The sequence below is a fragment of the Terribacillus sp. JSM ZJ617 genome, assembly GCF_044383785.1.
In the GTDB taxonomy this organism is placed as follows: domain Bacteria; phylum Bacillota; class Bacilli; order Bacillales; family Amphibacillaceae; genus Terribacillus.
Genome location: NZ_JBISEQ010000002.1, coordinates 561,662 through 587,444, shown reverse-complemented (window position 1 = coordinate 587,444; position 25,783 = coordinate 561,662). Strand labels below are relative to the sequence as shown.

Annotated in this window: 22 protein-coding genes; 21 read left to right on the top strand and 1 reads right to left on the bottom strand. The window is 45.0% G+C overall.

Features of this window, described 5'->3' with window-relative positions:
- Nucleotide 1: 1 nt before the first annotated feature.
- The 21 genes from ACH6C1_RS09180 (at nt 2) to ACH6C1_RS09080 (ending at nt 25,704) form a co-directional block, all read left to right on the top strand.
- Entirely contained in the window at nt 2-1,018 is a 1,017-nt protein-coding gene (locus ACH6C1_RS09180; protein ID WP_374076511.1) for an autoinducer 2 ABC transporter substrate-binding protein, read from the top strand.
- A complete protein-coding gene (locus tag ACH6C1_RS09175) occupies nt 1,008-2,813 on the top strand; it encodes a cache domain-containing sensor histidine kinase (protein ID WP_374076509.1) in 1,806 nt (601 codons plus the stop codon). Before ACH6C1_RS09180 ends, ACH6C1_RS09175 begins: the two co-directional genes overlap by 11 nt.
- Complete coding sequence (locus tag ACH6C1_RS09170) at nt 2,779-4,308, top strand: response regulator transcription factor (RefSeq protein WP_374076507.1); 1,530 nt, start codon at nt 2,779-2,781, stop codon at nt 4,306-4,308. Before ACH6C1_RS09175 ends, ACH6C1_RS09170 begins: the two co-directional genes overlap by 35 nt.
- Nucleotides 4,309-4,417: 109 nt before the next feature.
- Nucleotides 4,418-5,935 (top strand): sugar ABC transporter ATP-binding protein, encoded by a 1,518-nt coding sequence (locus ACH6C1_RS09165; protein WP_374076505.1) that lies wholly within the window; start codon nt 4,418-4,420, stop codon nt 5,933-5,935.
- Between the two features lie 16 nt (nt 5,936-5,951).
- Nucleotides 5,952-6,971, top strand: a complete 1,020-nt coding sequence (locus ACH6C1_RS09160; RefSeq protein WP_374076503.1) for an ABC transporter permease — start codon at nt 5,952-5,954, stop codon at nt 6,969-6,971.
- A complete protein-coding gene (locus ACH6C1_RS09155) occupies nt 6,971-7,975 on the top strand; it encodes an ABC transporter permease (protein WP_374076501.1) in 1,005 nt (334 codons plus the stop codon). The genes ACH6C1_RS09160 and ACH6C1_RS09155 overlap by 1 nt, the downstream gene beginning before the upstream one ends.
- Before the next feature lie 47 nt (nt 7,976-8,022).
- On the top strand, nt 8,023-9,066 hold the full coding sequence (rhaS, locus tag ACH6C1_RS09150) for a rhamnose ABC transporter substrate-binding protein (RefSeq protein ID WP_095222582.1): 1,044 nt from the start codon (nt 8,023-8,025) through the stop codon (nt 9,064-9,066).
- A gap of 448 nt (nt 9,067-9,514) precedes the next feature.
- A complete protein-coding gene (locus ACH6C1_RS09145) occupies nt 9,515-9,940 on the top strand; it encodes a DUF1801 domain-containing protein (protein ID WP_374076498.1) in 426 nt (141 codons plus the stop codon).
- A 103-nt stretch (nt 9,941-10,043) separates the two neighbouring features.
- Complete coding sequence (locus tag ACH6C1_RS09140; protein WP_374076496.1) at nt 10,044-11,519, top strand: L-arabinose isomerase family protein; 1,476 nt, start codon at nt 10,044-10,046, stop codon at nt 11,517-11,519.
- Nucleotides 11,520-11,700: 181 nt separating this feature from the next.
- Nucleotides 11,701-13,050: an aspartate kinase gene (locus tag ACH6C1_RS09135; protein ID WP_374076494.1), complete on the top strand. Its 1,350-nt coding sequence runs from the start codon at nt 11,701-11,703 to the stop codon at nt 13,048-13,050.
- 658 nt (nt 13,051-13,708) lie between these two features.
- Nucleotides 13,709-15,721, top strand: a complete 2,013-nt coding sequence (locus ACH6C1_RS09130; protein WP_374076492.1) for a sigma 54-interacting transcriptional regulator — start codon at nt 13,709-13,711, stop codon at nt 15,719-15,721.
- A gap of 18 nt (nt 15,722-15,739) precedes the next feature.
- A complete protein-coding gene (locus ACH6C1_RS09125) occupies nt 15,740-16,642 on the top strand; it encodes a phosphate acyltransferase (protein WP_374076490.1) in 903 nt (300 codons plus the stop codon).
- Nucleotides 16,643-16,653: 11 nt separating this feature from the next.
- Nucleotides 16,654-17,748, top strand: coding sequence for a Glu/Leu/Phe/Val family dehydrogenase (locus ACH6C1_RS09120; protein WP_095222588.1), 1,095 nt, complete (start codon nt 16,654-16,656; stop codon nt 17,746-17,748).
- Between the two features lie 18 nt (nt 17,749-17,766).
- On the top strand, nt 17,767-18,849 hold the full coding sequence (buk, locus tag ACH6C1_RS09115) for a butyrate kinase (RefSeq protein ID WP_095222589.1): 1,083 nt from the start codon (nt 17,767-17,769) through the stop codon (nt 18,847-18,849).
- A 12-nt stretch (nt 18,850-18,861) separates the two neighbouring features.
- A complete protein-coding gene (gene lpdA, locus ACH6C1_RS09110; protein WP_374076488.1) occupies nt 18,862-20,283 on the top strand; it encodes a dihydrolipoyl dehydrogenase in 1,422 nt (473 codons plus the stop codon).
- Nucleotides 20,276-21,301 (top strand): thiamine pyrophosphate-dependent dehydrogenase E1 component subunit alpha, encoded by a 1,026-nt coding sequence (locus tag ACH6C1_RS09105; protein ID WP_374076486.1) that lies wholly within the window; start codon nt 20,276-20,278, stop codon nt 21,299-21,301. Before lpdA ends, ACH6C1_RS09105 begins: the two co-directional genes overlap by 8 nt.
- 12 nt (nt 21,302-21,313) lie before the next feature.
- Nucleotides 21,314-22,297 carry an alpha-ketoacid dehydrogenase subunit beta gene (locus ACH6C1_RS09100; RefSeq protein WP_366247101.1) on the top strand — a complete coding sequence of 328 codons (984 nt, stop codon included), beginning with the start codon at nt 21,314-21,316 and terminating at the stop codon, nt 22,295-22,297.
- A gap of 13 nt (nt 22,298-22,310) precedes the next feature.
- On the top strand, nt 22,311-23,573 hold the full coding sequence (locus ACH6C1_RS09095; RefSeq protein WP_374077180.1) for a dihydrolipoamide acetyltransferase family protein: 1,263 nt from the start codon (nt 22,311-22,313) through the stop codon (nt 23,571-23,573).
- A 70-nt stretch (nt 23,574-23,643) separates the two neighbouring features.
- Entirely contained in the window at nt 23,644-24,078 is a 435-nt protein-coding gene (locus ACH6C1_RS09090) for a BrxA/BrxB family bacilliredoxin (RefSeq protein ID WP_095222593.1), read from the top strand.
- A 68-nt stretch (nt 24,079-24,146) separates the two neighbouring features.
- Nucleotides 24,147-25,133 carry an aromatic acid exporter family protein gene (locus tag ACH6C1_RS09085; RefSeq protein ID WP_374077178.1) on the top strand — a complete coding sequence of 329 codons (987 nt, stop codon included), beginning with the start codon at nt 24,147-24,149 and terminating at the stop codon, nt 25,131-25,133.
- 31 nt (nt 25,134-25,164) lie between these two features.
- Nucleotides 25,165-25,704, top strand: coding sequence for a L,D-transpeptidase (locus ACH6C1_RS09080; RefSeq protein WP_095222594.1), 540 nt, complete (start codon nt 25,165-25,167; stop codon nt 25,702-25,704).
- Here the strand turns inward: ACH6C1_RS09080 and ACH6C1_RS09075 are convergent.
- A complete protein-coding gene (locus ACH6C1_RS09075) occupies nt 25,679-25,738 on the bottom strand; it encodes a hypothetical protein (RefSeq protein WP_366249913.1) in 60 nt (19 codons plus the stop codon). The two genes, ACH6C1_RS09080 and ACH6C1_RS09075, sit on opposite strands and share 26 nt — an antisense overlap.
- Nucleotides 25,739-25,783 lie beyond the last annotated feature (45 nt).

Genomic DNA, 25,783 nt, shown 5'->3' with positions numbered 1-25,783 from the left:
TATGCAAAAAAGATCGCTCGTCCTGCTTATTCTGTTGATTTTTGTAAGCGCTTGCAATAAAAAGGAAATACTCTATGTGCAGGAAACGCCGTCAGAGCCGCATCCGGAGCTAACGGAACAAATCGATATTGCCATTGTGCCGAAAGTGATGGAAATTCCTTATTTCCAGGCTGTACAACAGGGAGTGGAGGAAGCGGCGAAGTCCTCTGGCGCTACTGTTCATTTTAAAGGACCGGCAACAGCTGATCCTGCTCAGCAAGAAGAAATCATCCGTACATTCATAAAACAAGATGTTGACGTTTTGGCAGTAAGTGTCATAGATCCAGATAGATTGACACCTGTATTGGCAGAAGCCAGACGGCAAGGTATAACGGTTCTGACTTGGGATGCGGATGCTCATCCCGAAGCCAGGGACTATTTTATCAACATGGTAGATGCAGAAATGCTAGGTGAGCATTTGCTGGACAGCCTAGCTGCTCAAATCGGGGAGGAAGGCGAGTATATCGTTCTTTCTGGTTCACAGTCTTCGCTCAATCAAGAAGAATGGCTGCATTGGATCAAGCAGCATAATCGAGCCTATTATCCGAATCTGATTCTTCGAGAAGTAGCGTATACGAATGATAGTCCTGTCACAGCATACCAGGAATCTAAACGAGTGGTGAAAGCCTATCCAGATTTGAAGGGCATAATTGGGATCGCTTCTCTAGGCCCCCCGGCAGCAGCGGCCGTTTTGAAGGAAGAAAATTTATCAAATGATATCGCTATCGTCGGTTTGGCATCCCCGCGTGACATGAATGAACACTTGAAAGAAGGCAATGTCCAAGGTATCACCTTGTGGAGTCCGAAGAAACTCGGTTACTTGACTGTCATGATTTCGAAGCTGATGCAAGAGGATGCGGTAATTGAAGACGGCATGCTCATTGACGGTGTAGGCAGGATTCAAGTAAAGGGAGAGCAGATCATTATGGGGGAACCGATAGACTTTACGGCGGAGAATGTGGATCAATATGATTTTTAAAGAGAAAATCCGTAATCTGTCATTAATGCATAAACTGTTGCTTTCTTATACATTGCTTACCATCATACCAGTCGCACTGCTCGGTTTTTTTATCTACACAGCATATACGCAAGCAGCAGAAGAACAAATCGGGGCGCTCGTACCGCAAATGCTTGAGCAGGCAAGTCAGCAGATTGACCGTAATGTACAGGATGTTGCGAATATGCCCGAAAGACTTTATCAATCTCAGCAGATGATAGAAATATTGAGAGAGGATAGTTTCCAGTCCCATGCTGAAGCAATGCAGGAGCAATACATGATGGAACGTTATTTATCCAGCAGTTTCCTTCATAGCAGTTCTTCTGATTTGCTCGGGGTTTTCGTCTTCTCTAAAAACAGGGTTTTCGCAGCCGCAGCCAAAAGTTATAGCGGTTTTTCTAAAAGTGAAGCAGCTGTTTATGGTCAAAGCTTGGAGCTTGAAAAAGGAAGTATGATTCTTCTTCCGCAGGATACAAATCTTGTCTTCGAGAATAATGCTGATTATCTGTTAATTGGTGTGCCGCTGCAGGATCGTGATAACCAAGCTTATCTGGGTACGATGTTTCTTGCGTTGGATGTAGCGTTTGTCGATCGCATCACAGGTACGATTAAAGAACAAAACGCAGCCAGAATCATGCTTTTGGAACAGGAATCCGGAAGAATAGCTTATGATTCGAAAAGGGAGAAAAGCGATCAAATTATTCCGAAGGATCTTTATCCGATAGATAACGGAAGCTTTCTGCAGGATGGAAAACTGATCGGCATCACTCCAGCCATACAGCAGGATTATGCTTTGATCTATGAAATACCCACAGAAAAGCTGTTTGCCAAACAGCAGCAAACACGCACCATCTCGATTGTACTTTTTCTTCTATTCATTTTATTCAGTGTGTGTTTGTATACATTTGTTGCCTATAATGTCTCACAGCCTATTAAGCGGCTGATGGATAACATGCGCAGCGTCCAAAGCGGAAAGTTTCAGCAAACGCTGCCGGTTACGAAGCAGGATGAGGTTGGCAGGCTGACAGAAAGTTATAACCATATGGTTATGGAAATACGTGATTTGATCCAGAAGAATTATATGATCAAACTTAAACAGCAGGAAGCTGAATTGTATGCGCTCCAAACACAGATAAATCCACATTTTATTTTCAATACACTGGAAACGATCAATTACGCGGTAGAAGCTGGAGAGCAGGAAGAGGTCATCGATATTATAACGACGCTTGGCAGAATGCTGCGGTATTCCTTGGATAATGGCGTCAAATTTGTATCACTTGCGGATGAAATCGGGCATGTCGAGGATTTCCTGTCCATCCAGCAGTTCCGTTTTTATGACAGGCTCACTTGGAAGACGGATTATCCTGACATCTCAGCTTCTGTGCAGGTTCCAAAATTCATACTTCAGCCGATTGTAGAGAACAGCATTAAATATGGCCTGGAAACCAAGACTGCTATTCATATTGATATCAAGATGAATCAAACACCTGATATGCTCATTTTGACAATAAAAGATGATGGGCCAGGCTTCGATCCGGCAGTCAAAGCAGAGCTCGAAGAAGAACTTAGTCTGGAACCAGGTATAACGTCAAAATCTGCGCACTATGGGTTAAGCAATGTTGCCAATCGAATCAAGATGCTGTATGGAAACGACTACGGTGTCTCATTGGAGAACAATCAAAAGGGTGCAACTGTAAGGCTTTACTTGCCATTTCGCCATGTATCGGAAAGGGGAAGTCTCGATGCAGAATTTGCAAATCATGATCGTGGAAGATGAATATCGAATCCGTGTAGGGCTAGAGCGTTTCATCAATGATCAGCCGCAATGCACGATCATTGGTACATATGCCAATGGGCAAGAGGCGTTGGATGGCTGGAAACATGGGAAGGCAGCTGAAGTCATTTTGACAGATATCAAGATGCCGATCATGGATGGATTAACGCTGATTACAGAGTTAAAAGAGGCGGGCTACACAGGAGAATTTCTTGTTTTGAGCGGTTTCGATGATTTTCAGTATGTGCAGCAAGCATTACGGAATCAAGTTGCCGATTATCTTTTGAAACCAATCGATAGGAAGCAGCTGCAAGATCGGCTGCAGCTGCTATATGTTAAAAAGCAAGAAATGGAACAAGAGCTGGAACGGGAAAGTCAGAAACAAGAGCAGCTTCAGCTGCTTCGAGCACTTTCGGACGAAAGCAGCTTGGCAGACACACAGTGGACTGAGATATTCCCGTCAGGAACGTATTACACGTGCCGATTACAGCTTCAAAACTTCCATCAGCAAAAAGTGAAACGAGATCCTGTTCGATTCCATCAGGAGCTTAGTGCGGTTGTCCGGATATTGAATGCAGAGCTGTCAAAACAATGGTCAGCTTCTTCCTTTTGGTGGTGGTGGGATCAGGAACAAAGCTTTGGTTTACTTGTACATACAGCGGAGGGAAATACTTCTAAAATTATCGATCATCTTGTTCGGACTTTGTCTCATCGATCCTTTTTCAATGTAACAGCTTCACCAGGACAGATACTGCACGAATTGGAATTGCTTCCTGCGGCGATGGAAGCAGAACAGATGGAGATAAAACTCCAACCTGTTTCTGCAGAAGTTCCATATACAGAAACCATTAATGTGAACATCCAGAATATCTTGCATACACTGCGTTTTGCTTTTAAGCAGTTTGTATTCGATGATTTGGATACTGCTTTAAAACAGTTAAAAGAAGGACTCTCCGCAGCTGAGTCGCTTGAGTCGGCAATAGCAATCCTACAATCAGCGGGTATTGAGATGCTGCATGATGTCAGCAAGCGCTTGCCAGTCAATGACGTTAACCGAATGCTGCAGAAATTAGGGAGGAACACGAACCAAGCTTTATCAGCACCGGAAGTGCTTCAAGGATTTGAAAATTGGACTAGAGATCTGGCAGGCATGTGTACAAAATTGGATAAACATTCAGATCTTGCTGCTGTGGAACAGGCGAAAGCGTTCATCCATCACCATGTGCAAGAAGCAATAACGATTGAACAAGTAGCGGCACATGTCTATATGAATCCAACCTACTTTTGTGCTTATTTCAAAAAGCACACGAAAGAAACTGTATTGCAGTATGTCACCAAACAGCGGCTTGAGCTTGCCAAACGCAGGTTGGAGGATACAGATGATAAAGTGACGAAAATTGCTGATTCTGTCGGATACCATGATCACAAGTATTTCAGCAAACTGTTTAAGAAACATACAGGATTCGCTCCTTCTGAATATCGACGCTTGCGTCGATAAGACAATAACAGAAGAATAACCTCCTATTCCGAAAGACGTCCCCTTCTCGAAGCGGGACTTTTTTCATACTCTTTATGTAAGCGCATTCATCAGTAAAGGAGGTCAAAAAATGACAAGTGAATATGTACTTGAAATGAAAGGGATATCAAAAGCCTTTCCTGGTGTGAAGGCTCTTAACGATATGCAATTCCAGCTGAAGAGGGGTGAAATCCACGCCTTGATGGGCGAAAATGGTGCGGGAAAATCCACTTTCATCAAAATCATCACTGGCGTCCATCAACCAACGGAAGGCGAGATGCTTTTGGAGGGCGAGCAAGTGTCTTTCCAGAATCCTAAACAAGCTCAACAGCAAGGAATAGCGGCAATTTATCAGCATGTGACAAGTTATCCTGACTTGTCTGTAACCGAAAATATCTTTATGAATCATGAAATCAGGCACCCTGCATGGAAGACGCTGAATTGGCGGGAGATGCATAAGCAAGCGCGGCAGCTGCTGCGTGAGTTGGGCAGCAGCTTGGACCCTAAAGCTCAAATGAATACGCTAAGCGTGGCACAGCAGCAAATTGTCGAGATAGCTAAGGCGATAAGTACAAAGGCGAAAATAATCATCATGGATGAACCAACCGCAGCTCTGACGGCTAGAGAAAGTGAAGAGCTGTATCGTATTACCGAAAAGCTGCGGGATGAAGGCACTTCTGTCATCTTCATTTCACACCGTTTCGAGGATATGTATCGACTCGCCAGCCGTGTGACAGTGCTGCGCGACAGCAATTATATCGGCACTTGGGATGTAGAAGACATTTCGAATGAAAAATTGATTGTCGCGATGGTCGGCAGGGAAATCAATCAGATTTTCCCTGATAAGAAGACCAGTGCAGGAGAGACAGTTTTGGAAGTGAAGAACTTGTCTAAGCTAGGTGAATTCGATGATATCAGCTTCTCTATCAGAAGCGGCGAGATACTTGGTATGACTGGTCTGGTTGGGGCTGGAAGAACAGAAGTATGCCAGGCTATATTCGGCATAACAGCCTTTGATAAAGGAGAAATTCTGCTAAGCGGCAGTCCGATACGCAATAAAAATCCCCAGGAAGCTATGAAAAATGGTATCGGCTACTTGGCAGAAGATCGATTGGATCAAGGTCTCCTTGTGGATTGGAGTATTGAAAAGAATATAACACTAGCCAATTTAACTGATTTATCGACCTTTACGTGGATCCACAGTGATAAGGAGAAACAGCAGGCCAAAGAATTCGGTGAAAAAGTGCATATCAAGGCCACGAGTATCTTTGACTTGGTTAGTTCCCTTTCGGGAGGCAATCAGCAGAAGGTAGCTGTAGCGAAACTGCTGACAAAGGACTTGAAAGTGATCTTGCTGGATGAACCGACGAAAGGTGTCGACATCGGAGCAAAGGCAGCCATCTATGAAATCGTCCAACAGCTGGCCGAAGCCGGGTATGCGGTTCTATTCGTTTCTTCTGAAATGCCTGAGATCCTCGGTATGAGCGATCGGATCATAGTAATGAAAGAAGGCAGGATTGCAGTCGACTTCGTTAACAGGGGAATTACGCAGGAGATGATTTTGGAAGCAGCAATGGGCGAAGAGCAAGTACAGGAGAAAAGCGGTTAAAGAAGGAGGGGTCACAATGGAAATCAAAACAGAGAATCTAGAATTGGAGAAGAAAAATCCGCTGGCACTGTTTTATCAATTCCGGGAGCTCGGACTGTTATTCTTCATCGTTATTTTATGTATCGGAGTACAGTTACGCAATCCTTCTTTTTTGACGGGAGAAAACATCCTTGACATGGCGACCAATACGTCAATCCTTGTCATCCTCGCGCTTGGGATGATGATTGTTCTGATCACAAGGGGAATTGATTTGTCGATAGGAGCTGTTATTGCGCTTTCCGGTATGCTGACTGCGCAGCTTGTGGCAGCTAATCCTTCTGTAAACCCGTTCCTTTGCCTACTTATAGGCACTGTAATTGGTGCTTTCTGCGGAATGATCATTGGAGTGCTGATTGCAAAAGTCGGATTGCTGCCTATCATAGCAACACTAGCATTGATGAACATCTTCCGGGGTCTTACGTTCTTGGTGAGTGATGGGGAGTGGGTTAGCTCTTATCAAATGTCGGAAGGCTTTGTGGAAATTGCAACTGGAACTTTCCTTGGACTGAATCATTTGATCTGGATTGCGGCGATCTTCTGCCTCGTATTCTTTTATTTTCTCAATTACACACGTACTGGTCGCCAGATCTATGCGGTCGGCAGTAATCCGCAGTCTGCTGCTGTGAGCGGTATTAAACAAGGACGTATCTTATTCCTGGTTTATACCATCACGGGAGGATTATCCGGACTCTGTGGTGTGTTGTGGGTATCCAAGTTTGCCTCGGCCCAAGGAGATACAGCCTCGGGTTATGAGCTAACAGTCATTGCTGCATGTATTCTGGGTGGGGTCAGCATTGCTGGCGGCTCTGGTAAGCTCGCTGGTGTCCTGCTCGGAGCAATATTATTAGGTATTTTGAACAATGCGCTGCCGCTATTGAATGTGTCACCGTTTTGGCAGAACGGCATCCAAGGCTTTATCATCCTGCTAGCGGTTATCGTAAATGCCATCGTGAAACGCCGTGTCGAACGAACTCATCTGCTTAGGAGGGCTGGCTGATGGAACAAAAGAAACAATCATATCAACCTCGTACTCTGGAAACGAATCTGCCGTTCTCCTGGAAACGCCTTTTCTTCCAATGGGAGTGGATGCTTTTAGTCATTTTGGTTGCAGTGCTCCTGCTTGGAAGCAATCTGTCACCTTACTTCCTGAATTATCCGAGTCTGCGGGATGGGACGATGGTTTTCCTCGATAAGGCATTAATCGTCTTTCCGATGGCGATGATTATGATCATGCGGGATATCGATATTTCTGTAGGTTCAACTGTTGCTTTATCATCAGTCGTCATGGCCACGCTTTACACAAGTGCAGGTCTTCCGATGGAAGTTGCCATCATTGCCTGTCTGGCAACGGGAGCTATATGCGGCCTGGTCAATGGACTTTTGATCGTGAAATTCAAAGAGCTTTCGGCAGTTATCGTTACACTCGGTACCATGATCCTTTACCGGGGAATTGCTTACATCATTTTGGAAGACCAAGCAGCAGGAGGTTTTCCTGAATGGTTCGGATTTTTTGGGTGGGGTTATGTTTTCGGAATACCGTTTCTGCTGATTGTATTCGCAGCGTTGGCTCTACTTTTTGGTATCGTACTGCACAAGACGACTTTTGGAAGAAAGGTTTTTGCTATCGGAAACAATCCGACCGCCAGCCGTTTTTCTGGTATCAAGGTAGATAAGGTCAAGGTGATCGTCTTTATGCTGGCAGGCTTGCTGGCTGCTGTGACGGCTATATTCCTTACATCAAGGATGGGCAGTACGCGGCCGAACATTGCTACCATGTATGAATTGGATATCATTGCAATGGCGGCGCTTGGCGGTGTAAGTACGGCAGGAGGCAAAGGGCGGGTGCTCGGTGTCGTCATAGCCGTCTTCATCATCGGCTATTTACAATATGGACTTGGGCTTATCAATCTTCCAAGTCAAATGTTTTTGATCATTGTAGGAGCATTGCTCATCCTGTCAGTTGCCATTCCGAAGCTAGGCGGGATGATGAAAAAGAAGTGAGTATTCCAGCGCTTGCTGATACTAATAGATAAGAAGGGGAGACTGAGATGAAAAAGTGGAGCAAATGGATCGCTATGATGCTATTAGTATGTTTGCTGGCTGCCTGCAGCCAAGGAGCACCAGAATCAAGTGGTGCATCTGGTGGAGGGTCAGACGATGGACCAAAGAAATATGCTTTCGTATTTAAAAATACAGGAAATCCTTATGGTGAGAAAATGCTGGATGGATTTGAAAGCACAATCGAGGAATTAGGCGGAGAAGTAATTCTGCGCTCACCAGATCAGCCAACTGCGGAAGGCCAAATTCAGATTATTGAACAGCTTATCACGCAAAAGGTGGATGTCATCGCGGTAGCGGGGAATGATCCAGATGCATTGGAGCCGGCATTGAAAAAGGCAAAGGATCAAGGAATCAAAGTTTTGTCCGTCGATTCAGCAGTCAACGCTGCCAGTCGAGATATCCATGTGAACCAAGCTAACCCGGAACGGATTGGCCGCGTACAAATCGAAGCAGTTTCTGAAATGATCGGCGGCGAAGGCCAGATCGCAGTTCTAAGCGCAACGAGCCAGGCTACGAACCAGAATACATGGATCGAGTGGATGAAGAAGGAACTTGAGAAAGATGAATATAAAGATATTGAGCTTGTAAAAGTAGCTTACGGAGACGATTTGCGTGATAAAAGTGTATCTGAAACAGAAGCGTTGCTTAAATCTTATCCTGATTTGAAGGCAATCATCGCACCAACGACTGTTGGTATTGCTGCAGCAGGTAAAGTGCTTACAGACAAAGGTTTGGAAGGGGAAATCGCTTTGACCGGCCTTGGCTTGCCGAGTGAAATGGCGACCTACATTGAAAGCGGAGTCAGCCCTTGGATGTATTTGTGGAATCCGATCGATGTAGGGAAGGGTGCTGCTTACGCTGCTTATGAATTGGGTGAAGGCAACATCTCTGGTGAACTAGGAGAGAAAGTAGATTTACGTGATCTTGGTGAAGTGGAAGTCGTCGAGGACGGAGAAGGCACACAAATCATGCTTGGAGACCCATTCAAATTTGATAAATCAAATATCGATGAATGGAAGGATGTATATTAAGAACAATAGCCGGGGACTTAGATCTCCGGCTTTTATACATATAAGGATTTATAACCATTGGAATAGCCTATCCCTTGCTTCTCAAGCTCTAGCGTATAACATGGATCTAACACAAAAGGAGGAGGCTGAACATGGATTTAGGATTGAAAGGTAAAAAAGCTCTTATTACTGCCTCTGCGTCGGGGATTGGAAAAGCCATTGCACACATTGCGTGTTAATGGAGGATTTATATAAGATAGTGAAGAAAAGCGCATGTTGCAGGAGCTTTTCAAAATATAAATTCCAAGGAAATAAGATAAGAACAGAGAGCAGCAACGTTCCGCATATGTATAGATTCTTTATTGACACGGCTCTAACAGTTCAAAAGGAAGAGTATCAAACGTAAAAAGGAGACAAATTAAATACTATCGCCATTTCTTATAACATGAAAATAGAGGAGGATAAATAATTGGGTTATGAATTAAAAACAAAGGAAACAGACAGTAGCGTGCTAGATTTCATCGAAGCTGTAGAAAATCCTAAAAAAAGAGAAGATGCTTATAAGCTGCTGGATATTTTTACAGACACAACAGGCTTTGAAGCCAAAATGTGGGGACCGAGCATTATTGGTTTTGGTTCTTATCACTACCGTTATGCAACCGGACACGAAGGTGACGCCCCGCTTGTTGGGTTTTCACCGAGAAAGGCCAATATTAGTTTGTATCTGGCTCCTGGTGAACCTGATAGAGAAGAGCACTTGCAGAAGCTTGGTAAGCATAAGACTGGGAAGGCATGTGTGTATATTAATAAAACAGCAGATATTGATGAGGATGTTTTAAGAGACTTGATTGGAGATTCGGTGGATTTTCTAAGAAAAACCTATCCCGAATCCTAATGAGGAAAAGGTCAGCTGGCTCAAAGAGCTGGTGATGTATTTTGAAAGCGAAATCATTAATAGCTGACAAGTTTAATATGTACGACCATTAGGGGGAGAATGCATGAGGAAAGCAAGAATTGGATTATATTCGGTAGGGCTGGAGGCTTATTGGGGTCAGTTTCCGTCATTGAAGGAACGTTTGCTCGGGTATAACCAGTATGTAAGCGAACAAATCGAGCAATGGGCAGATGTATGTAATTTCGGTTTGGTAGATTCTGAGCAAGCTGGCAGGATGGCAGGAGAATATTTTCAAGTGAATCAGGTGGACCTTATTTTCTGCCACGCAGCAACGTATTGTACGAGTGCTTCCATCCTGCCGATTCATCGAATTTGTTCTGCGCCTGTCATTTTCCTGAATCTCCAGCCGACTCGTCAAATCAATTATGCAGAGACGTCTACTGAGGAATGGCTTGTGCATTGCGGCGCTTGCCCAGTGCCTGAATTCGCGAATGCTTTTCACCGTGCTAACATTCCGTACCATGTTGTGAATGGTTTGCTTGGACTTTGGAAGACTCCATCTGTTTCCAAAGCAAATGAAGTGACAGCTGAGGAACCGGAGGCAATCGCTGCTTGGAAACAAATCAAGGAGTGGACGATGGCTGCATCTGTGAAGCGCAGCCTGCAATATAGCAACTTCGGTTTTCTCGGAAACACATACAGCGGTATGCTTGATATGTATAGTGATTTTACGATGCTGCAGGCACAGCTTGGCATTCATGTAGACGTATTGGAAATCGGCGATTTGAAAGAGCAGTTAGAGCAAGTGTCTGATAAAGAAGTGGAGGCTAAAAGGGCCGAAATAGAAAATGTGTTTACAATCAGTGACGATTCGCACAGTGATCCGATTGCCAAGAAGCCCACAGAAAACCAATTGAATTGGGCGGCTAAAATAGCTGCAGCGGAGGAGGGGCTTGCTGATCAAAGAAACTTGGATGCTTTGACTTACTATTATCACGGTGCGCCAGGCAGTGAGGAAGAAGCGTTACAGGCAGGAATGATTGTTGGGAACAGTCTTCTGACAGCCAAGCATATCCCATGTGCTGGAGAAGGGGATTTGAAGACAAATATAGCAATGAAAATCTGCGACTTACTCGATGCTGGAGGCAGTTTTGCAGAAATTGTGCTCACGGACTATGCAGAAGGAACGATCCTGCTGGGGCATGATGGTCCGTTCCATATTGCTATAGCAAAGGATAAGCCTATATTGCGCGGAATGGGTCTTTATCATGGAAAGCAGGGAACTGGAGTGGCAGTAGAGGCGAAAGTGAAAGCTGGTCCGATTACAACATTAAATGTCACCCAGACAGTTGAAGGGAAAGTCAAATTTATCATCAGTGAAGGAAAAGCAATAGATGGTCCAATCATGCAAATTGGAAATACGCAGACGCATATCAGCTTCGATGAGCATCCAGATGCGTATATGACCAGATGGTTCAAGGAAGCTCCGACACATCATTGCGCACTGGCGATCGGGCACATTGCTTCTCAGTTGGAGAAGATATCCATATTGCTTGATATAGAGTATGTCATTTTGTAATTCTTTCCCTTAGAATTGCTGGAGTTCTAACTTTAGTGACGACATTAGTTAACAATATTATTATTATGTCAACTAATGTCGTCACTTTTTTCTCAAAATTATGTCTTTCACCTAGCCAGCGGAAGAAACTCTGTGATACTATTTTACCTAAGTAAAGAAAAAGCGTAATGGAGAGAGACACATGAAGGTAGCAAAATTTGGTGGTAGTTCAGTAGCAAGTGCGGAACAGCTCCGCAAAGTAGCGCAAATCGTGAAAGCTGATCAGGAGCGGAAATTCATTGTCGTTTCTGCGCCAGGTAAACGCGACAAAGCTGATACGAAGGTGACGGACTTACTTATTGCAATAGGAGAAGCACATAGCAAAGGGGAGGACGTCAGTACACAGGTAGAAAAGGTGCTGTCGCGTTTCCGGGTCATCGTTGAGGAATTGGAGCTGGATAATAACTTGGTCGAGCAGATAGAGGATCAGCTAAAAGGTATCCTGGCCGATTCGATACCTGCAGTTAATACAATGGATGCGTTGAAGGCAACGGGTGAAGATTCTCTTGCCAAAGTATTCAGTGCTTATCTCAATAAATTAGGAGTGCAAGCAGCTTATGTGAATCCCCAAGAAGCTGGTCTGCTAGTGAGAGAAGAGTTAGGCGGTGCTCGAATATTGGATGAGAGCTTTGAGCTTTTATACAAGCTTCGTGACCGTGATGGAGTGCTTGTCATTCCAGGTTTCTTCGGCTACACAAAAGAAGGGAAGCTTGCAACATTCCCAAGAGGCGGGTCGGATATTACTGGTTCTATCGTAAGTGCCGGAGTGAAAGCTTCCTTATATGAAAACTTCACCGACGTGGATAGCGTGTACAGTGTAAATCCGAATATCGTCGATAATCCAAAAGAGATCAACACGTTGACATACCGGGAAATGCGGGAGTTGTCTTATGCAGGTTTTTCAGTTTTCCATGATGAAGCGCTGATTCCTGCTTTCCAAGCTAAAATACCAGTATGTGTGAAAAATACAAACAATCCATCTGCGCCTGGTACGATGATAGTTGCCGAAAGGGAAGTGTCGGGTAATCCAGTAATCGGAATCGCCAGTGATACAGGCTTCTTGAGTATCTATATCAGCAAATACTTAATGAACCGCGAGCTAGGGTTCGGGCGGAAACTGCTGCAAATACTTGAAGAAGAAAATATTTCCTTCGAGCATGCGCCATCTGGTATCGATGATATGAGTGTCATTCTGCGTGAAAGTCAGCTGCCTCCAGACAAAGAAGCGGTAGTTGTCCGTCGTCTTAAAGAGGAACTCAAAGCAGATCAAGTATCGATTGATCGTGATCTGGCGATGATCATGATAGTCGGACAAGGTATGATTGAGACAATTGGCGTTTCGAGTACTGCGACGAAGGCGTTTAGTGATGCGAATATAAACATCGAAATGATCAACCAAGGCTCTTCTGAAGTATCCTTGATGTTCGGAGTCAAAGCACGTCAGATTAATGAAGCAGTGCAATCTTTGTATCAAGCATTTTTCCAGAATTAAAAAATCCGGACAACGCCAAAGTAGGCGTTGTCCGGATTTTTTAATTTATCTCTGTAGAGCTGGAGTCGGGTTGCTCTTTCGTTCGGACTTTCAGGTAACTTACTTGCAATTAGCTAATAGCGCTTTCAATCTTTTGAAAGGGCTTTCTATTTCTTCTTTTTACTTCAATTCTCCGAAAATCCCAAGAATTACTGTTTGCCTGGTTGCTAAAACCTTCTTCGCCATTCTTTTTGATAGCTCAGTAATCTATTAATACAGAATCAGTGGTAGCTGTAGGTCACTACTGTGATATCGGTGTTTCCATACCTACTCCATACTGCAGAATAAAAGAAGCTATTGTATGAAACTCAATGGACGAATGCTATAAATGTTTTGCTTATGCAAGGGTTGGTGATCCTTTAATAGCGTCAGGATTTTGCTTAGCTGGACGAATGAAACAAAGAAATACATAAATGAAATTCTTTGCAATACGAAATACGTAAAAGTGCGCGGATATATTCGGGGTCTTTTGACGGAATAAAAGACTGCGTCAGGGGTATGATTTAGTTATAACTTCGGATAAAAAGCCACTCCTTGCATGCTAAAAATCTTATTATTGCTAATTTCTGCAGACTAGTTTAGTCTATATATGTGCAAAACTTTGCAGGATGTGATCATATTGAAACATTTACTCGTTGTTGGGGCCGGAGAAGAAGCAGTCCAATTCATCAAGCTGTTCCAACGAAAAAAAGGCTTCCGGATAATCGGGATGCTAGTCAAACAGCCTAGCGCCATTGTGAAATATCAAGCTGAGCGATTAGATACCCCTCTTTGGAAAGACGTGACAGCGGAAGCGCTTGATCATGTCGACTTTGTGCTGGAAACAACAGAGAGATTAGCGGATTATCTTGAACCGACTACCTGCAAGGCGGAGATCATATCCGGACAAAGTGCACAGCTGATACTAGCATTCTCAACTCAAGAAGAGACAGAGAATACTTCTACATATAATAACCAGCAATTTCGCAGTAAAACGCTGGAGTACTTGCATGAGGGGGTCTTGTGCGTCAATCGCCAGGACGAAATTATATATATAAACGAAGCAGCTGAAAAACTGCTTGGCAGCAAGAAGAGCCAATTGTTGGGGAAACCGATAGCAACTGTTATGCCAGATTCCAAGCTGCCAGAAACCATTCGGAAAAGGGAACGTTATGTGGATGAACAGCTAAGACTCCCTTCCGGTATCGAGATTGTCTATACCTGTGCTCCGATGGAAAACGATCAAGAGGAAGTAACCGGTGCTTTTACGGTTATGAAGAAAACGGTCGATATCGTTGCTTTGGCAGAAAAGCTTACTGATGTCAGAGAAGTGAAGTCAATGCTGGAAGCTATCATCGACTCCTCGCAGGAGGCAATCAGTGTCGTAGATGAAAATGGAATTGGTTTGATTGTTAATCCTGCCTATACGCGTCTGACAGGATATACTCCTGAGCAGATTGTCGGAAAACCGGCAGTGACAGACATCATGGAAGGGGAGAGCTTGCATATGCAGGTTCTTCGGACACGCAGACCAGCTACGGGTGCCCGGATGCGTGTCGGTAAGCATGGTAAGGAAATGATGGTCAATGCGGCACCAATCATTGTTGATGGGAAACTGCGCGGGAGCGTGGGGGTCCTGCACGATATCTCGGAGCTGCATGAACTGCAGGATGAAGTGCAGCGGGCCCGGAAGATTATCCGCAGTTTGGAAAACAAATACACACTGAAGGATGTCATATCTGATTCGGAAACGATGCAGGTAACACTTGAACAAGTCAAATTCGCTGTCAATGCGGACGCGCCTTGTCTTTTGCGTGGAGATGCCGGTGTAGGCAAGGGTATGTTTGCAGCAATCATTCATAATGAAAGCAAACGACGACATCGGCCGTTTATCCGTATCGATTGCACAGTCGGTGATGAAGAGAGTTTGGAAAAACAGCTTTTCGGATCTCTGCGCAACAGTCACTCTACTGGAATGATAGAAAAAAGTGACGGCGGTACGCTGTTTCTTGATGATGTTGATGGTATGCCGCTTCGTATTCAGGAGAAGCTCTCGGATTTCATGGCTACAGGTAAACTGCAGCGCACTTCCGGTAAGTCGAAAAAAGTGGACGTCCGGATAATAGTCAGTGCTCGTCATCCTTTAGAACGCGCAGTATTTGAAAAACGATTTTATGAGCCTTTTTTTGAAAGACTGAAGCGTATAACAATCTATATACCGGCTTTAGCCGAACGGATGAAAGATTTCGAGGGATTGTTATCCACAATTGTCCACAAGCAGAATCAGCTGCTGCAATGTTCGGTTCAATCTGTTTCTGAAGCATCAATAGACGTATTGAAAGACAAGAAATGGTTCCATAATGTAAAAGAGCTGGAAACAACCATAGCCCAAGCGATGACATTTATGGAGAAGACGGAACATGTTATCCTTCCGAAGCATCTGCAGATGTCTTCCTTGGATCAGCAATCCTTAGCGGGCACGTTGCAAGAACAGGTGGAGAACTTGGAGAAAAAGCTGATTGAATCTGCTTTGCGGGCAAACGACTTTAACAAAAAAGCGACGGCAGATCAGCTTGGAGTGTCGATTCGTAATTTATACTATAAGATGGATAAATATGATTTTGATAGAAGTGGCATGCAAGATTTTTCATAATGGGGAAGGAAGAATACGATGCATAAGTTTACCGCTCTTGAAAAAATGGCAGCTGCGAAGCAAGGATTTTCGATTGCAATCGCAGCTGCGGACGACCCTTCCATTCTTAAGGCAGTAAAAAAAGCGACCGATCAGCAGCTGGCAACATTTCTGCTGTATGGAGATATTGACCGGCTAAAGCAGTATATAAAGGAAGAACAGCTGACAGAAGAGAAAATCACGTGTATCCATGCATCTTCTGCAGACAGAGCCGCGGATATGGCGATAGAAGCCTGGAAATCAGGCAAAGCGGATTTTCTGATGAAAGGGATTGTCAGTACTGACGTGCTGGCAGGTAAGATCTTGAAAGATAAAACGACGCTCAAGCCAGGGAGCATCCTGTCCCAGCTCGCCATTTTCGATATTCCTTCTTATCATAAACTGCTTTTCCTGACGGATGCAGGTATCAATATCGCACCTTCGCTGGAAATGAAGAAGAAGATTTTGGATAATGCCGTATCTACCTATGTTAAGATGCTCCGCGCAGAACCGAAGGTCGCCGCACTTGCCGCTACGGAAAAGGTGAACTCGGCGATGCCGGCGACAACTGATGCGGCCCTGCTATCTGTCATGCAGCAGCGCGGACAGATTAAGGATTGCACGATTGACGGGCCTCTCGCACTCGATAGTGCATTATCTGCCCAATCTGCTGCCATCAAGAAAATAGATTCACCTGTTGCGGGAGATGCTGATATCCTATTGGTACCGGAAATCGAAAGCGGAAATATGCTTTACAAATCATTCACTTATACAGCAGGAGCCGTAAGTGCTTCTTTACTTATCGGAACAAATTCACCTGTCATCCTTACATCTCGCGCGGACGACAGCACTAGTAAATATTATGCAATATGCTTCGCGATAGCGGCAGCATCACTTGCCTAGGAGGAACTAAGATGAAGATCTTTGAAACGTTGGAACAATACGATTACGAACAGCTAGTCCTTTGCCAGGACAAAGAATCCGGTTTGAAAGCGATTATCGCAATTCATGATACAACTCTCGGTCCGGCTCTTGGCGGTACTAGAATGTGGACTTATGCAACTGAAGAAGAGGCAATCGTTGATGCACTTCGTCTGGCAAAAGGCATGACGTACAAAAATGCTGCAGCTGGCCTGAATCTTGGCGGAGGCAAAACCGTTATTATCGGGGATCCGAAAAAAGACAAGAACGAAGCGATGTTCCGTGCATTCGGACGTTACGTACAATCTTTGAATGGACGCTACATTACAGCAGAGGATGTTGGTACTACAGTAGAGGATATGGAACTTATCCATACTGAAACGGATTTCGTAACAGGTATCTCTGCTGAATCTGGATCTTCAGGCAACCCGTCGCCAGTAACAGCTTATGGCGTATACAAGGGAATCAAGGCATCTGCTAAAGAAGCATTTGGTGATGACAGCTTGGAAGGAAAAACAATTGCTGTCCAAGGTATTGGGAATGTTGCTTATGCTTTGTGTGAGCATCTCCATGCAGAAGGTGCCAAGTTGATTGTTACTGACATTAACAAGGAAGCCGTACAAAAAGCAGTAGAAGCATTCGGAGCAACAGCGGTAGATCCTGATGATATTTATGGTGTCGAATGTGATATCTTTGCTCCTTGTGCTCTAGGCGCAGTAATCAATGACGATACATTGCGTGTATTGAAAGCGAAAGTGGTAGCTGGAGCTGCGAACAACCAGCTGAAAGAAGAGCATCATGGACAGATCCTTTTCGAACGCGGCATTGTGTACGCGCCAGATTATGTGATCAACTCTGGCGGTGTTATCAACGTTGAGGACGAATTGCATGGCTACAACAGAGAGCGCGCGCTTCGTAAAGTAGAGACAATTTATGACAGCTTGCAGCGCGTATTCGAAATCGCTAAGCGTGATGACATTCCGACTAGTATTGCTGCTGATAGAATGGCTGAAGAAAGAATTGAAACAATGCGCAGATCCAGAAGCCAATTCCTGCGTAACGGTCATCATACTTTAAGCAGAAGATAAAAACGAGGGGGAAACCGCGTGCAGACAGCAGAAAACCGTATTTTAGCTATTAATCCAGGTTCTACTTCTACGAAAATCGGTGTGTTTGATGACGAGCATAACATTTTTGAACGAGTGATCCGCCATGATTTAGAAGACATCGGCGGATACGAAAGAGTAATGGATCAGTACCAGTTTCGGAAACAAATCATCTTGGATGCATTGGATTTCGAAGGTATTAACGTGTCCAAGCTAACTGCGGTCTGTGCACGCGGCGGACTGCTCCGTCCGCTTGAGGGCGGTACATACCGTGTGAACGAAGCGATGCTTGCTGATCTGAAAGCGGGCTATAATGGTGAACATGCCTCCAATTTGGGAGGATTGATTGCTTATGAAATTGCAAGCAGCCTTCAGATACCGGCTTTCATAACCGATCCTGTCGTGGTTGATGAATTGGATCCGCTGGCACGGCTTTCCGGTTTGCCTGGTGTGGAGAGAAAGAGCATCTTCCATGCATTGAACCATAAGGCTATTGCACGTAAAGCGGCAGCTGCCAAAGATAAGAGCTACGAGGAATCGAATATTATTGTCGTTCACCTTGGTGGCGGCATTACTGTCGGTGCGCATCATCATGGACGCGTGATCGATGTGAACAATGGTTTGAGCGGGGAAGGACCTTATACGCCTGAACGGGCAGGGACAGTTCCTGCCGGGGATTTAATAGAGCTGGCGCTGAGCGGTTCCTACACAAAGGATCAGCTGATGAAAATGCTGACGACCAAGGGCGGATTCATGGGTTACCTCGGAACTAATGATGGAAGACTTATTGCTGACAGGATCAAAAAAGGTGATCAAGAAGCAAAGATGATTTTTGAAGGCATGGTGTATCAAACAGCGAAAGAGGTCGGGGCAATGAGCGTTGTTCTCTCAGGGGAAGTAGATGCCATTGCAGTGACTGGAGGTCTTGCACATGACGAGCTGTTCATCTCGATGATGAAGGAACGGGTGAGCTGGATTGCCGATGTGCTTGTGTATCCAGGCGAAAACGAGCTTCGTGCCCTGACAGAAGGCGCGCTTCGTGTCATGCGAAAAGAAGAAGCGGCGAAAGTTTATGTCGTATAGGAGGCAGAAACAATGGTAAGAGAATATGACATTGTCATCTTAGGAGGCGGTACGGGCGGTTACGTGGCCGCCATCCGTGCTTCCCAGTTAGGGTTAAAAACAGCAATAGTGGAAAAAGCAGAGCTTGGCGGAACTTGCCTGCATAGAGGATGCATCCCATCCAAGGCATTGCTCCGTTCGGCTGAAGTCTACCGGCAAACAAAGGAAGCAGCAGCTTTCGGTATACATACATCAGATGTGCGTCTGGACTTTTCAGGGGTACAGCAAAGAAAAGAAAAAATCATCGATCAGCTGCATCGCGGGGTTCAGCATTTGATGAAAAAAGGGAAAATTGACGTTTTCCAAGGATACGGCCGTATTCTTGGACCTTCCATCTTCTCTCCAACGGCAGGAACAATTTCTGTGGAATTTGCTGACGGCAGTGAAAATGAGATACTACTTCCGAAGAACGTAATCGTTGCGACAGGTTCCTCTCCGCGTTCCTTACCAGGTATCGATTTTGATGAATCAAAAATCCTTAGTTCTGAAGGCGCGTTGGCGCTGCAGGAGCTTCCGGAAAGCATGACAATTATCGGGGGAGGTGTAATCGGGATCGAGTGGGCATCGATGCTTCATGATCTCGGTACAAAGGTTACCATACTCGAGTATCAGGACCGTATTCTTCCAACAGAGGACGAACAGATCAGCAAGGAAATGTTTAAGCAGCTTAAAAAGCGAGGCATCGCAATCCATACGAATGTGCAAGTGGAGAGTGCTGAAGCTGGTGACAGCAGTGTGACAGTCACAGCACAGATGAATGGGGAAGAGCAGGTTTTTGTGTCTGATAAAATTCTCGTCTCTGTTGGCCGTGCAGCAAATGTCGGGGACATCGGGCTCAAAAATACCGATATCCAGCTATCAGAGCAAGGGTTTATCCAGACAAATACTTTTTACCAAACGAATGAATCCCATATTTATGCAATCGGTGATGTGATTGGCGGTATGCAGCTGGCACATGTTGCCTCCAGGGAGGGCATGATTGCGGTTGAGCATATCGCAGGTGTTCAGACGGAAAGCTTGGATTACAGCATGGTTCCGGCTTGTGTCTATAGCTTCCCGGAAACGGCAAGCGTCGGATTGACAGAGGCACAAGCGAAAGCAGAAGGTCATAGTGTCAAGACTGGGAAAATGAGTTTCCAAGCTATCGGAAAAGCTTTGGTATATGGTGAGACAGAAGGCTTTGTTAAGATAATCGCCGATGAAAAGACGAACGATTTGCTTGGTGTTCACATGATTGGTCCACACGTGACTGACATGATTTCAGAAGCTGCGCTTGCCAAACTGCTTGATGCGACACCTTGGGAAATTGGTCAGACGATCCATCCGCATCCGACACTCTCGGAAATTATTGGAGAAGCGGCACTTGCGGTCGATGGAGAGCAAATCCATGGCTAAGATATTGAAGAAAGGGGGAGCGGCGATGTCAGAAACAAGACATGCTTCTCTTGGAATATCAGACGAAAAAGTATTGGAAATGTATAGATGGATGCTCCTGGCAAGAAGAGTGGATGAACGTATGTGGCTCTTGAACAGAGCCGGTAAAATACCGTTTGTTATCTCTTGTCAAGGACAGGAAGCTGCACAGGTTGGTGCTGCAATGGCGCTGGATAGGGAGATTGATTATCTTTTGCCCTATTACCGCGACTTAGGATTGGTAATGCCATTTGGTATGACTGCAAAGGATTTGATGCTTTCCGCGTTTGCGAAAGCCGAAGACCCTAACTCAGGCGGCCGCCAGATGCCTGGGCATTTCGGGAAAAAATCTTCTCGAATCGTTACTGGTTCTTCACCAGTGACAACACAGGTGCCGCATGCTGTCGGTTTTGCGCTAGCTGCCAAAATGGAGAAGAAACAGCTCGTCAGCTTTGTGACTTTAGGTGAGGGTTCTTCAAACCAAGGTGATTTCCACGAAGGCTTGAATTTTGCAGGTGTTCATAAATTACCGGTAATTACGATGGTTCAAAACAATAAATATGCCATCAGTGTTCCGCAGGAAAAACAGCTCGGCTGCGTCAATGTGTCCGACCGGGCTCAAGGATATGGCATGCCTGGATTCACGATTGACGGAAATGATCCTTTAGCTGTTTATCAAACAGTGAAAGAAGCGCGTGAGCGTGCACTGAATGGGGAAGGACCGACGCTCATCGAAACAGTGGGCTACCGTCTTACACCGCATTCCAGTGATGACGATGATATGACATACCGTGAAAAGCAAGAAGTCGAGGAAGAACGCAAAAAAGACGGCTTGCTGACATTCGGTGCGTATCTTCGTGAAGTTGGCGTGCTGACGGAAGAATTGGAAAACCAAATGGAAGAAGAAATCAAACAAATCGTAAATGAAGCAACAGACTATGCTGAGCATGCTGAAGATCCGGAACCGGAATCCGCATTGCTTCATGTGTATGCCGATTAAGGGGGAGAAACAATGCCAGTAATGTCCTATATCCAGGCAATTACGCAGGCGATGCGTGAAGAAATGGAAGCAGATGAAAAAGTATTCGTATTAGGAGAAGATGTCGGAAAAAAAGGCGGTGTGTTCCGAGCTACAGATGGCTTATATGATACATTCGGGGCAGACCGCGCATTGGATACACCGCTAGCTGAATCGGCAATAGCCGGTGTTGCAGTAGGTGCTGCCATGTATGGGTTAAAGCCGATTGCTGAAATGCAGTTCGCTGATTTCATCATGCCGGCAGTTAACCAAATCGTCTCAGAAGCAGCGAAAATCCGTTATCGATCCAACAATGATTGGACTTGTCCGGTTACGATACGTGCTCCATATGGTGGAGGTGTACATGGTGCTTTGTATCATTCCCAATCCGTGGAGGCGGTTTTCGCAAACCAGCCTGGATTGAAAATTGTGATGCCTTCGACGCCTTATGATGCAAAAGGTCTTTTGAAAGCAGCAATCCAAGACCCGGATCCAGTATTGTTCTTTGAGCATAAACGTGCTTATCGTCTTATCAAGGGTGAAGTGCCCGCTGATCCTTACACACTGCCGATCGGAAAAGCAGATGTGAAACGCGAGGGTTCCGATATTACCGTTATCACGTACGGGTTATGCGTCCATTTCGCACTGCAGGCAGCCGAAAAGCTTGCTGCAGAAGGTATAGAAGCACATATCCTCGATTTGCGTACCATTTATCCACTTGATAAAGAGGCAATCATCGAGGCAGCTTCCAAGACAGGGAAAGTTTTGCTGATAACAGAAGATAACAAAGAAGGATCGATAATTGGAGAAGTTGCAGCTATCATCGGAGAGAATTGCCTCTTCGATTTGGATGCTCCGATTCAGCGACTGGCGGCACCGGATGTGCCGGCGATGCCTTATGCGCCTAGTACAGAGAAATACTTCATGGTCAATCCTGCAAAAGTGGAAGCAGCCATGCGGGAATTAGCGGAATTCTAAACGAGGTGTAATGATGACGATAGAAAAAATAACAATGCCAAAGCTTGGTGAAAGTGTTACAGAAGGAACGATCAATACTTGGCTTGTCAAACCAGGCGACCAAGTAAGTAAATATGATGCCATTGCGGAAGTAATGACAGATAAAGTCAATGCAGAAATCCCCAGCAGCTTCACGGGTGTAATCAAAGAATTGATTGCATCTGAAGGTGATACGGTCGAAGTAGGGGCTCTGATTTGTACAATCGAAACAGAAGAAGCAGGGCATAAAAAGGAAGCAGAAGCAGATCCAGCTCCTTCAGCAGAAGAATCAACAATCAGCAACGCTTCTGCTGATACTGCGATGAAATCACGTTATTCTCCTGCGGTCATGCGGCTTGCCCAAGAAAATGATCTAGACCTTACAGCAATTAACGGCAGCGGAAAAGGCGGACGAATCACCCGTAAGGACATCGAAGCAATCATTGCCTCAGGTGAAAAGCCGCAAAAACAAGAGCAGAAGCAAACAGCAGCTGCAGAGGCTCCATCATCTGTTCGTGAGCAGCCAACTGAATCAGCACAAGTGACACAAACAGATGCTGCTGGTAAATCCATACCAGTTACAGGTGTTAGAAAAGCCATCGCAAACAATATGGTTAAAGCGGCAACTGAAATTCCGCATGCATGGATGATGGTGGAAGTAGATGTTACCGACCTGGTTGCCTACCGTAATAAGGTGAAGGATACCTTTAAAGAAAAAGAAGGATATTCACTTACTTTCTTCAGTTTCTTCGTAAAAGCTGTCGCGCAGGCGCTAAAAGAATTCCCGCAGCTGAATAGCTCATGGGCTGGCGATAAAATCATCCAGCACGACGAAGTCAATATTTCCATTGCAGTAGCGAAAGACCAGGAATTGTTTGTTCCAGTTATTCAATCGGCAGATGATCTAAGTGTAAAAGGTATCGCAAAACAAATTACAAACCTTGCCAAGAAAGCTCGTACAGGCAAACTGACAGCTGCTGACATGCAAGGAGGAACGTTTACGGTGAACAATACTGGCTCCTTCGGTTCAGTGCAAAGCATGGGGATCATCAACTATCCGCAAGCAGCGATATTGCAAGTGGAATCGATTGTAAAGCGACCAGTCATCATCAATGATATGTTCGCTGCCCGGGATATGGTGAATCTGTGTCTCAGCTTGGATCATCGCGTTCTTGATGGGCTCATTTGCGGACAATTCATGGCTAGAGTGAAAGAGATTCTGGAGAACGTATCCGAGTCAACGATGCCGGTTTACTGAGAAGGTCATAGAAATTGAAAGAGACTGAAATTGCTGATACACTTAAAACAGTGTAAAAGGAGGAATACCGATGGCAGATTTCAGAATGTATATGAATGATATCGTAACAACTGCTAGGAAGGATCTTACCGATGCAGGATATACGGAATTAACTACACCGGAAGAAGTGGATTCCACACTTAAGAACTCCGGGACGACACTTGTAATGATCAACAGCGTTTGCGGATGTGCCGGCGGAATTGCTCGCCCGGCAGCTGCGCATAGTCTGCATTATGACAAACGCCCTGATCAGCTTGTGACAGTTTTCGCAGGTCAAGATAAAGAAGCGACTGAAAGAGCAAGGGAATATTTCACTGGCTTTCCGCCAAGCTCTCCGTCATTTGCTTTCTTGAAGGACGGCGAAATCGTTACAATGATCGAACGTCATGACATCGAAGGTCATGAGCCAATGGAGGTAGTCAATAAACTGCAATCATTGTTCGATGAGCATTGTAAAGAAGTTTGACAGAAAAAGTCCCCATCCATTTGGATGAGGGGCTATTCTGCTTTTGATCACTTTTGATGAGGAGTACCATTGTGAGAATAGGTTACCGAACGATTAAGACGGCCGTAGGAACACCGCTTGCGATATGGATAGCGGAGCTTCTGCAGCTGGAAAACAGTGTTTCAGCAGGTATCCTGACGATTTTATGTACCCAAGTAACAAGGAAGAAATCTTTTCTGGCCGCTTGGCATCGAGTGGCCGCCTGTCTGCTGGCAATCGTACTGTCATTCGTCATATTCGAGACAATCGGCTTCCACCCGATCAGCATAGGCATTCTGCTGCTTGTCTTCATTCCGGTCACTGTCATGCTGCGAGTCTCACCTGGAATCGTCTCAAGTGCTGTTATCATTTTGCACTTATATAATTCCCATAATATCACGCTGGATTTGATCATCAATGAGATTATACTCATAACAGTCGGAATAGGCGTGGCTCTCATTGTGAATTTGTATATGCCCAGCCTGGAAGCAACGATCCGGCGGAAGCAGATTATTCTGGAGCGTAATTTCACGAAGATTTTAGAAGAGATTGCTTTGTATCTGCGTGATGGTGACCAGTCATGGTCAGGAGAAGAAATCACTCAGACCGAAAAGGTACTGAAGGAAGCAAACCAGCTAGTCGGCAGGGATGTGGAGAATCATGTACTCAGGTCAGAGCATCCGTATTATGATTACTTTGAGATGCGTACAAAGCAATTTGCCATACTGAAAAGAATCCTGCCCCTTATCAGCAGGCTTCCGGAGACGTCTTATTCCCAGTGTGGGCAGCTGGCTCATTTCTTTTCCGGTCTTGCTGATTCCGTGCACCCGGGTAATACAGCAGTCTTGTTCCTGGAAGAACTCGAGTCATTACGGCAGTCTTTTGATGAGGATCCCCTCCCTAAGACAAGAGAGGAATTCGAAACGCGAGCCCACTTGTTACAGTTGTTGTATGAAATGGAGAATTACCTGGAGCTGAAACAATCGTTCAAAGAAAGCGATGTGCAACATAGAAATAGACAGAAGGAGCAACAATAAGCACATCACCATTTGAAAAGGGGATGTGCTTATGCGGACGTTGCTAATAGCTTTCACCTGTCTGTCAATTTTGTCTCCGTTATGGCCATTCGGTGAGAATCCTATGCCGGGAAGGCCGCTAATCATTGTTAATAAAACAACAAACCAGCTTGCTTTTTTGGATAAAGGGGAAGTAATCAAGGTTTATCCTGTAGCTACTGGAAAGAAGCCGGAGTCGACACCGGAAGGGATATTTCTCACTTTGTTCAAAACGGAATACCCTGGCTACTCCCGAAAAGGAATTGCTGGGGGAGACAAAGACAACCCGCTAGGAAGCAGATGGATCGGTTTTAACGCTAATGATACGCAAGGTCGTACTTTCGGAATTCATGGGACGAATAGACCGGAGTCAATCGGCAGCCGAGTCTCAGCAGGCTGTATACGGATGCGAAACGAAGATGTTGAAGAATTGTATAAACAGGTTCCTGTCGGGACGAAGGTAAGAATAATGACAGGCTGGAAGTCATTTGAAGAAATTGGGATAGAAGATGGAGCTATTTTGTCTCCTAGAAGACAAAATAGCTCAGGGTGATTGCGAGAGTGGAAATAAGCATCGTGAATATCATCAAGTAAACCATGAATTTCATTGCGATATTTTGTTTGGATCTTTT

Excerpts from the sequence above, each read along its gene's own strand:
- ACH6C1_RS09180 (WP_374076511.1), top strand. The coding sequence starts at position 2 with ATGCAAAAAAGATCGCTCGTCCTGCTTATTCTGTTGATTTTTGTAAGC.
- ACH6C1_RS09175 (WP_374076509.1), top strand. The coding sequence starts at position 1,008 with ATGATTTTTAAAGAGAAAATCCGTAATCTGTCATTAATGCATAAACTG.
- ACH6C1_RS09170 (WP_374076507.1), top strand. The coding sequence starts at position 2,779 with ATGCAGAATTTGCAAATCATGATCGTGGAAGATGAATATCGAATCCGT.
- ACH6C1_RS09165 (WP_374076505.1), top strand. The coding sequence starts at position 4,418 with ATGACAAGTGAATATGTACTTGAAATGAAAGGGATATCAAAAGCCTTT.
- ACH6C1_RS09160 (WP_374076503.1), top strand. The coding sequence starts at position 5,952 with ATGGAAATCAAAACAGAGAATCTAGAATTGGAGAAGAAAAATCCGCTG.
- ACH6C1_RS09155 (WP_374076501.1), top strand. The coding sequence starts at position 6,971 with ATGGAACAAAAGAAACAATCATATCAACCTCGTACTCTGGAAACGAAT.
- rhaS (WP_095222582.1), top strand. The coding sequence starts at position 8,023 with ATGAAAAAGTGGAGCAAATGGATCGCTATGATGCTATTAGTATGTTTG.
- ACH6C1_RS09140 (WP_374076496.1), top strand. The coding sequence starts at position 10,044 with ATGAGGAAAGCAAGAATTGGATTATATTCGGTAGGGCTGGAGGCTTAT.
- ACH6C1_RS09135 (WP_374076494.1), top strand. The coding sequence starts at position 11,701 with ATGAAGGTAGCAAAATTTGGTGGTAGTTCAGTAGCAAGTGCGGAACAG.
- ACH6C1_RS09125 (WP_374076490.1), top strand. The coding sequence starts at position 15,740 with ATGCATAAGTTTACCGCTCTTGAAAAAATGGCAGCTGCGAAGCAAGGA.
- ACH6C1_RS09120 (WP_095222588.1), top strand. The coding sequence starts at position 16,654 with ATGAAGATCTTTGAAACGTTGGAACAATACGATTACGAACAGCTAGTC.
- lpdA (WP_374076488.1), top strand. The coding sequence starts at position 18,862 with ATGGTAAGAGAATATGACATTGTCATCTTAGGAGGCGGTACGGGCGGT.
- ACH6C1_RS09105 (WP_374076486.1), top strand. The coding sequence starts at position 20,276 with ATGGCTAAGATATTGAAGAAAGGGGGAGCGGCGATGTCAGAAACAAGA.
- ACH6C1_RS09100 (WP_366247101.1), top strand. The coding sequence starts at position 21,314 with ATGCCAGTAATGTCCTATATCCAGGCAATTACGCAGGCGATGCGTGAA.
- ACH6C1_RS09095 (WP_374077180.1), top strand. The coding sequence starts at position 22,311 with ATGACGATAGAAAAAATAACAATGCCAAAGCTTGGTGAAAGTGTTACA.
- ACH6C1_RS09090 (WP_095222593.1), top strand. The coding sequence starts at position 23,644 with ATGGCAGATTTCAGAATGTATATGAATGATATCGTAACAACTGCTAGG.
- ACH6C1_RS09080 (WP_095222594.1), top strand. The coding sequence starts at position 25,165 with ATGCGGACGTTGCTAATAGCTTTCACCTGTCTGTCAATTTTGTCTCCG.